General features: G+C 40.1%; 9 protein-coding genes. 3 read left to right on the top strand and 6 right to left on the bottom strand.

Annotation, left to right across the window (positions count from 1 at the left end):
• Positions 1 to 252: 252 nt before the first annotated feature.
• Entirely contained in the window at positions 253 to 570 is a 318-nt protein-coding gene (locus MKR94_RS11220) for an alpha/beta hydrolase fold domain-containing protein (RefSeq protein WP_241646977.1), read from the top strand.
• A 186-nt stretch (positions 571 to 756) separates the two neighbouring features.
• Here the strand turns inward: MKR94_RS11220 and MKR94_RS11215 are convergent, their stop codons facing one another.
• The 4 genes from MKR94_RS11215 to MKR94_RS11200 form a co-directional block, all read right to left on the bottom strand.
• Positions 757 to 1,986 carry an MFS transporter gene (locus MKR94_RS11215; RefSeq protein WP_241646971.1) on the bottom strand — a complete coding sequence of 410 codons (1,230 nt, stop codon included), beginning with the start codon at positions 1,984 to 1,986 and terminating at the stop codon, positions 757 to 759.
• Between the two features lie 145 nt (positions 1,987 to 2,131).
• Positions 2,132 to 2,317, bottom strand: coding sequence for a hypothetical protein (locus tag MKR94_RS11210; RefSeq protein ID WP_241646970.1), 186 nt, complete (start codon positions 2,315 to 2,317; stop codon positions 2,132 to 2,134).
• Positions 2,318 to 2,461: 144 nt separating this feature from the next.
• Positions 2,462 to 2,917 carry a YlaC family protein gene (locus tag MKR94_RS11205; protein ID WP_241646969.1) on the bottom strand — a complete coding sequence of 152 codons (456 nt, stop codon included), beginning with the start codon at positions 2,915 to 2,917 and terminating at the stop codon, positions 2,462 to 2,464.
• 10 nt (positions 2,918 to 2,927) lie between these two features.
• Complete coding sequence (locus tag MKR94_RS11200) at positions 2,928 to 4,301, bottom strand: aminotransferase-like domain-containing protein (protein WP_241646968.1); 1,374 nt, start codon at positions 4,299 to 4,301, stop codon at positions 2,928 to 2,930.
• A 252-nt stretch (positions 4,302 to 4,553) separates the two neighbouring features.
• Between MKR94_RS11200 and MKR94_RS11195 the strand changes: the two genes are divergently transcribed.
• Positions 4,554 to 4,748 (top strand): hypothetical protein, encoded by a 195-nt coding sequence (locus MKR94_RS11195; RefSeq protein ID WP_241646967.1) that lies wholly within the window; start codon positions 4,554 to 4,556, stop codon positions 4,746 to 4,748.
• Positions 4,749 to 4,882: 134 nt separating this feature from the next.
• A complete protein-coding gene (locus MKR94_RS11190; RefSeq protein WP_422047521.1) occupies positions 4,883 to 5,071 on the top strand; it encodes a DUF1272 domain-containing protein in 189 nt (62 codons plus the stop codon).
• Positions 5,072 to 5,129: 58 nt separating this feature from the next.
• Here the strand turns inward: MKR94_RS11190 and MKR94_RS11185 are convergent, their stop codons facing one another.
• Positions 5,130 to 6,359, bottom strand: coding sequence for an O-antigen ligase family protein (locus tag MKR94_RS11185; protein WP_241646966.1), 1,230 nt, complete (start codon positions 6,357 to 6,359; stop codon positions 5,130 to 5,132).
• Between the two features lie 2 nt (positions 6,360 to 6,361).
• A complete protein-coding gene (locus MKR94_RS11180; RefSeq protein ID WP_241646965.1) occupies positions 6,362 to 7,015 on the bottom strand; it encodes a glycosyltransferase family protein in 654 nt (217 codons plus the stop codon).
• Between the last annotated feature and the right edge of the window lie 18 nt (positions 7,016 to 7,033).

Below are 7,033 nucleotides of genomic sequence, written 5' to 3'. Positions count from 1 at the left end.
ATGCTAAGGTTTTTATTTGAATAATCTTATCATAGTTTATGTAAACAGTGAGATCTAAGGAAATAGAATATGGAAAAACTTGACCAACTAGATTAAGATCAGAAGCACTCAAGGTTTTAGAAATCATTTAAGCATCAAACTTTCCCCATTCGAATTTTTAAGCTTGGACGACATGCGTAAAGTCTATGCACAAATATCGGACAAATTAGGGGGCGAAATATTACCTGTCGATCATCTTGAAGAGAGGTAACGATAGAAGATAAAGGCAATGGTGGTAGCCTCGCCGCGGTCACGCCCCAGAAACTTAAAGAAAAAGTTAACTTTAAAGCTCAAGTTATTTTTTATCCAAGTACCGATCTTTCGTTTGATGCTGACCATTATTCTTTAAAACATCGCAACGCTGATTATCCACCCTTAACGATTAATGCATATAACTATATGATTGATTTTTTTATCGATAATCACGATAGAAATGATACGTTAGTTTCACCTTTGAGAGCTAACGAATTTATTGGTCTACCTCCTGCTCTGATCTTTACGGGTGAACTTATTAACAAGAAATTTCTTTAAGATGACATATGAATCTCATCGTATTTTATTATTTATAGTGAATGTCACTATTTCGATAATATAATTTAAGAGTCTATTTTCAATAGTGATTGAAGACCTTGTTTACAGTAGCCAATATACAGCACCCCATCGTAAGTGGGATGAGGTGCTGCTAAGCTCTCAGATTATTGCTATCGAGGCAAAAAATTAACCTATAGCGCCCAAGTGGTCTTCAGTCATCGATTGCTGTTTAGGGACAAGGAATAATGTTGCTATCACATCAAGCAAATAGAGAATAGCCAGTAAGCTAATGGCGAGCATAAAGGAGCCATGACTAGCGATTAATCCCATCACCAGAGGGCCAAAGCCACCTACCCCTCGACCAAGGTTAAACAGTACATTTTGAGCTATCGCACGGATTTCCGTAGGATAGGTATCTGAAATCAAGGCTCCATAGCCACCAACCATACCATTAACAAACATTCCCATCACCGCGCCGGCAATCAGCATACTTGTTGGGGTCTGTAGCTGTGCGTAGAGGATCACCATCGCCAGTGCACTCAATTGATAAAGGATAAAGATTTTCCAGCGGGCGTAACGGTCAGCTAATAAACCAAATAGACCAATGCCAAACATCATGCCTACAACGGTAACTGCGGTCCAAAGTCCTGATTTTGTCAGCGAAAAACCGAATTGCTGAGAAAGGTAAGTGGGCATCCAGATCATCAATCCGTAATAACCAAAGTTTTGTACGGAACAGAGGATAAATATCCCAAGACTGGCTTTCGTCGTTATACGGTCGCGACAAAGCATCGCCAGGCTTTTTCTCAGCCCAAGTCGCGGTTTCTGTATTTGAGCTTGGCGATAAGCGGTGGGTTCTTCCAGCCCGTGGCGCAGAAAAAAGGAGAATAATGCAGGGAGCAAGCCAATTAAAAAAATTCCTCGCCATCCGATTACGGGGAGTAAGAGAGGGGCAATGATTGCGGCGAGCAGCACGCCGAGTTGCCATCCCATACCGACCCACGCCGAGGCTCGGTTACGTTGCTGCGCTGGCCATGTCTCGGCGATAAGTGCCATCCCAATACCAAATTCTCCGCCCAAGCCTACACCGGCTAAAGTACGGTAAGTGAGCAAATCCCAATAGCCTTGGGAAAAAGCGCAGAGGCCCGTAAAAACGGCAAACATTAAAATGGTCATGGTCAACATCTTGACACGGCCATAGCGGTCACTGAGAAATCCAAACAGTATTCCTCCTATTACCGCACCAATTAGGGTCCAAGTCACTAAGGCCCCGCCTTGTTCGGGACTGAGCGCGAGATGTTGACTAATTACGGGTAACATAAAGCCCAATATCAGTAGATCAAAACCGTCCATTGCATAACCGCTTATGGCGGCAATCATCGCTTTTAAAGGGGTAATCTGTGTTTTATTTGACATAGTGAATAGCTATTGGCCGAGTGAGATCATTATTTTCGTATTATTTCAGCCAAAAAAACAAATTTACTTAAAAGTTTTCTGCACATCGTCGGCAGAAGAATTTAGACCGGGGCGACTTATCCCTTTCCCCAGTCTCCCTTCGCGATCAGCGCCGTAATTCGCGAAGCGGCGGACGCATAAATTCATCGGGTGATTCTGCCGTATCGGCATAATGATTCTGGTATCGATGTGACCACGGACTAGGATAACCCTTGTGATGTACCTTGGGTTGGGCGAATGAAGCGAAAGAGATCAGTAAGAGTAGCAATGCCGAGTAAGACTGCTTTTTCATAATAAGACTCCGATTCGTTGAGCGGTACAGCTTACGGGAGCTTATCGTCAAACAGTGACTAGCAATTCAAAAGTAATCACTGTCGACGTAACCAAATGCGAGAAGTGTTTCAACGTGGGGGAGAGGTAAGGCCTACTCGCGGAGCTACTGCATTTTCGCCAGATCACGAAAGAAAATTTCAGCACCTAATGCTTGTAAGCGTTTGATCTCATTCTTGCTCTGATCAGAGACCCGGTCTGAATGAAGGATCTGATCGATAACGGCGGATCGCACTGGAACTTCTCGATACCATTCACCGGTATAACAATTTCTCCATGCAATTTTATCGATATCATCGAGGTGATAAGACGGGGTGATATGGAAAAAGAAAAAGCCGTTTAATAAGACAAAAATCGCCACACATATCCATACATCAAGACGACTAAAAATATCCGAATAAATTAGTAGCCCTATCGTCAGAATAAACATTCCGAGCATAATGGCGTAGAGGCCTTTTTTTTCGAACACAAAACGCGGATCGAAAATTAGCTTATCATCGCGTTTCTCCTCAAGATTAATCCGTGTCAGTTCGCGTTGTAAGATCTCTTGTACTGCGCTCATATCGTTCACCTTATACCTGGGTATGCTTTAAATAGAGGGTATTTAACACATCGCGAAATTTCTTTAACGCGCGTTCTAATGCGGCAAGCGAGCTGTAACCGCTCAAACTGATCCGTAAAAAACTCTCTTCATTTTTTTCAAAACTAAACTCGTTGGAGGGGGTTGCAGAAATTCCCGCCTGTTGCAGCAGGAAAGCAATCTCGTAGGCATTTCTCTTGCCCAGGCTAAACCAGACATGAAAGCCATCGTCAGAGATTTGATAGTGATCGTCGGGGAATAAGCGACGAAATAACTTTACTCGCACCCGCGTTGTTTTCTGCGTTTCTTCTGCCGTGCGCTGGGCGACGCCAGACATCACCCACTTATTAACGATCTGATGAGTTAGGGGATTGTCACTCACTTTTAACGCCCCCATTATCTGGCAAAGTTGATGTGTTTCACCCTCTGACGGCCCATAGACCCACGCCATTCTCATCCCCGGCGCAAAACTTTTCGAGAGCCCCTGTAAATACCAGGTATGACTCGGTAGGATCTGACTAAAGGTAGCAATCCCTTGGCTGGCAAGAGCGCCATAGGCATCATCTTCGATGATCGATAGGTGGTAGCGCTTGGCGACTTCCGCTAACGCAAGCCGGCGATTAATCGAAAGCGTGACGGTAGTGGGGTTATTAATATTAGGGTTGATGTAAAGCGCGCTGATCTGTTTTTCTTCACACAGTCCTACTAAGGCACTGGGAAGTGGGCCTTCTTCATCGCAAGGTATGGTGACATACGGGGTTGCGAGTAGCTGGACGATCGATTTTAATCCGGAATAAAAATACAGGGGAAGCGCAATCGTCCCTTTTTTCTGATGCAGAATAAATAGCGCCAATAATCCTTCATGAATCCCCGCGCAAGGTAAAATACGATTCATCGAGGGCTGTAGGATCTTTTTACCTAGCCATTCTAGGCCGGTTTGACGGATATCAGGATTATCGAGTGTCGAGTGATAGCGAAAAATATTCCTAAAATCATAGTCATAGATTGAAGAAATTGCATGCTGCTTTAACTCTAACGACAACTCTTCTGAGTGTTCGCTCAGCGGCGAATTCATCGACGTTAGGTCGTGGCTACTCTGTAGCGCTTCAACGACACCTCGGTGGCTAATAAAACTGCCCTTTCCAGGACGCGAAGTGATAACACCTGCCAGCTTACATTGATGATAGGCTTTTTGCACGGTGGCGTAATTGATGTGCAGTTGAGAAGACAATTCCCGCACAGAGGGGAGTTTATGTCCAGCAGGGAGATGACCTTGTTCAACTTGGGAAATTAAAAAGCGTAAAATATAATCAGGTTGCTCACTCGGGCGAAGAAGTGCTAATTGGGACTTTAAAAGAGTGAACATACGAATAACCTCATTAAGCTCGTGAGATAAATTTTAATTTTATCGAATTTTTTTCGCAATTAATAAAAATCAATAACGATTAAAATAACATTACTTATTGATTATTATGAATTTTATCTAAATTTTAGTTCTCGGTTTTCTGGTGTATCGAAATAAATACCAACCTAATTAATCCGTAAGTATTAGAGTTAATGGGGGGCATGCTCTACAGTTAATAATATAAAAATGTAGAGAGTGCTAGGAGTGATAAATATGGATACTGATACCACTAGTAATGATGGATTACTGGAAGAGATCATCGGTCAGACAGTAATTCAACTCCTTGCCAAGCAACGGCCTATTACTCTACCTAGTTTACTTCAAACCTTACATCACCTCCCGAATACCGAGCAGATCGAACAAGCGGAAGCCTTATTAAGGACTGCCTTCACCATTCGCGCGGCATAGTGTGCCGCAAAGGATAGGGTTCATTTTGGTATATCAGCTATAAAGTTAGTTCGAGATAAACCTTATAGGTGATAAGACCCCTTGAATGAAGACGCTATGTTTAGGTTGATAAATGATACTCAATGGGAGGTTAAATGTTGTCTCTTAGGCCTAATTGCGAATCATGTGATAAGGATTTACCGACAGAATCAAGAGAAACTTATATATGCTCATTCGAGTGTATTTTCTGTCATCGCTGCGTCACTGAAAAACTACGGAGTATTTGCCCGAACTATCCTGCTTTTACTCACCGTAAATCTATCCGAATTGTTGAATTGAGATGACTGTATCCCCCCACAGCCGTGGGGGGAAGAAGAATAGCATTCAGGTACGTTTAATCGACTATTTCTCTTGGAAGTTTTTACGCTGAAAGAAATTGAATAGTAAAAGCTGTGCACCAAAAACGATAATGAATCGTTTGTCTATAAATAAAGTATCCACACTTCCGAAGGAGATGATAGGTAGTATAAATAAAACGAAATACTCTCTAAATCGATTTTCTTTGTATGCAAAATATATGATTGAGGCTAGTAGAAGGATATACGAAATTCCACCTAAAACACCTTGAAGAGATAATCTTTCAATTAAGTCATTGTGTAAATGATATACAGAATTACGTTTCCCTTCAGGGTTACCGTGCTCTTTGCTATCAATATAATGAATTACATCTTGGAATCTTGATGATGGACTTTGACCAAATGGATGTTTGGTAAAAGTATAGATCCCAGATTGCCACATACTCACTCTAGCACCGATAGAGCTATCATTGTTAACACTCATTTCTGAAATTTCAGTATAACTACTAGCTAACCTTTCAATAGTTAATGGAAAAAAGGTTTTGATACAAAGAGATAATAGTATAAAAATAGAGGTATAGTAAGCTATATATTTTTTTTTAACAAATAATTTAGGATTAAAAAAATATATGAAAATTATGATAGGGAAGCATAGAATTGCTGATCGAGTCTCCGTGAGACTTAATGTGATAAACCCAAGAGCAATTACGAGTGATATTAGATATTTTTTAGATTTTACACTGAATAAATTTATTATATATATAGTAAATAGACATTGTAATGTAACAATATAAGCAGAAATAGTTGCAGCACTATCTATTCTTATTCTCGCACTTGGGTGGCTGAGAAAATAAAAAAATCCCACTCCACAGACATAAATAAAACTGCAGGTAGAAATAGTTAATATTAGGACTCGTAAGCTAGGCCCATAGTATATTGGCTTGATACACTGTATAAAAAAAAGAGCGATGCCAATAAATATCATATAGCGAGAAATTATATTATAATTTTGGTTAGCTAAAAAAATAGTATTATCTTGTTGGCAATATAGGTGGTACCAAACCCAGAGTGCAACACCAAAGATCAATGTTGTCAGTGGGACTAGTATTTTTTTTAGACTAAATTCAATATTTTTAATATTAATTAATAACATCATTATGACTGAAAGGAAGAAAGCATTCCTTCCCATTATTCTGTCTGATAATGCTGTGAAGAAACTCAACATTAGTAATATCAGAGATATATTGTTGAATAATCTTTTATTAAAAATAGCCATAATCAAATTTTACCAACTTGATTTTCTAATTCAGGAACCCATTTTTCACCACAGTTCCAAGGCCTAGGTTTGCCATGAAAGAATATAATTCTAGCATCAGCAGGAAGTTGTCCATTACCGCTAGAAAGGTTATATTTCTTAGATTTTTTCACAATATGCTTTTTATAGCTGAAGATCTTGCCTGGAAACCTTTTTTGCCAATTATTGGCGTGGGGCAATATTCTACTAATAAACTCTTGATCCCCCCCTTTTTTGTATCTTCTCATGAACTGTTCAGGAAAACGATTAAAGGTTTCCCAAACTTTATTCTTCTCTGCTTTTGGAATATACATCATGGCAGAGTTGTACATGGTATTTGAGAAAAAATCCTCAAGCATCATTAATTCATTCTGATCCGTTAATTCAGAAATATCGCCTAAAACAACGATATCGAGATCGACATAGAAAATATCATCATCGATAAGATCGGGATTGAATAATTCTATTTTTGACCACCAACCTGGAAAATCAGTCCTTAATTTCACTGTTTTTATATCGGGAATATCCAGATCGGTAAGGCATATTTTTTCGTAAGTGTCAGGAAGTTGCCGATGAAGCCATCTAACATGATTTTCATTGTAGTCTCCACCCGAACGCAAAACAGTTACGATTTTCATATCCAATCCACTTAACTT

Origin of the sequence: Rosenbergiella metrosideri (assembly GCF_022602565.1) — a bacterium.
Lineage (GTDB): Bacteria > Pseudomonadota > Gammaproteobacteria > Enterobacterales > Enterobacteriaceae > Rosenbergiella > Rosenbergiella metrosideri.
This window is presented reverse-complemented; position numbering and strand designations above follow the sequence as displayed.

Bases quoted from the DNA above. Each gene is read 5' to 3' on its own strand.
- MKR94_RS11205 (WP_241646969.1), bottom strand. From the start codon at position 2,917: ATGAGCGCAGTACAAGAGATCTTACAACGCGAACTGACACGGATTAAT.
- MKR94_RS11185 (WP_241646966.1), bottom strand. From the start codon at position 6,359: ATGGCTATTTTTAATAAAAGATTATTCAACAATATATCTCTGATATTA.
- MKR94_RS11190 (WP_422047521.1), top strand. From the start codon at position 4,883: ATGTTGTCTCTTAGGCCTAATTGCGAATCATGTGATAAGGATTTACCG.
- MKR94_RS11195 (WP_241646967.1), top strand. From the start codon at position 4,554: ATGGATACTGATACCACTAGTAATGATGGATTACTGGAAGAGATCATC.
- MKR94_RS11215 (WP_241646971.1), bottom strand. From the start codon at position 1,986: ATGTCAAATAAAACACAGATTACCCCTTTAAAAGCGATGATTGCCGCC.
- MKR94_RS11200 (WP_241646968.1), bottom strand. From the start codon at position 4,301: ATGTTCACTCTTTTAAAGTCCCAATTAGCACTTCTTCGCCCGAGTGAG.
- MKR94_RS11210 (WP_241646970.1), bottom strand. From the start codon at position 2,317: ATGAAAAAGCAGTCTTACTCGGCATTGCTACTCTTACTGATCTCTTTC.
- MKR94_RS11180 (WP_241646965.1), bottom strand. From the start codon at position 7,015: ATGAAAATCGTAACTGTTTTGCGTTCGGGTGGAGACTACAATGAAAAT.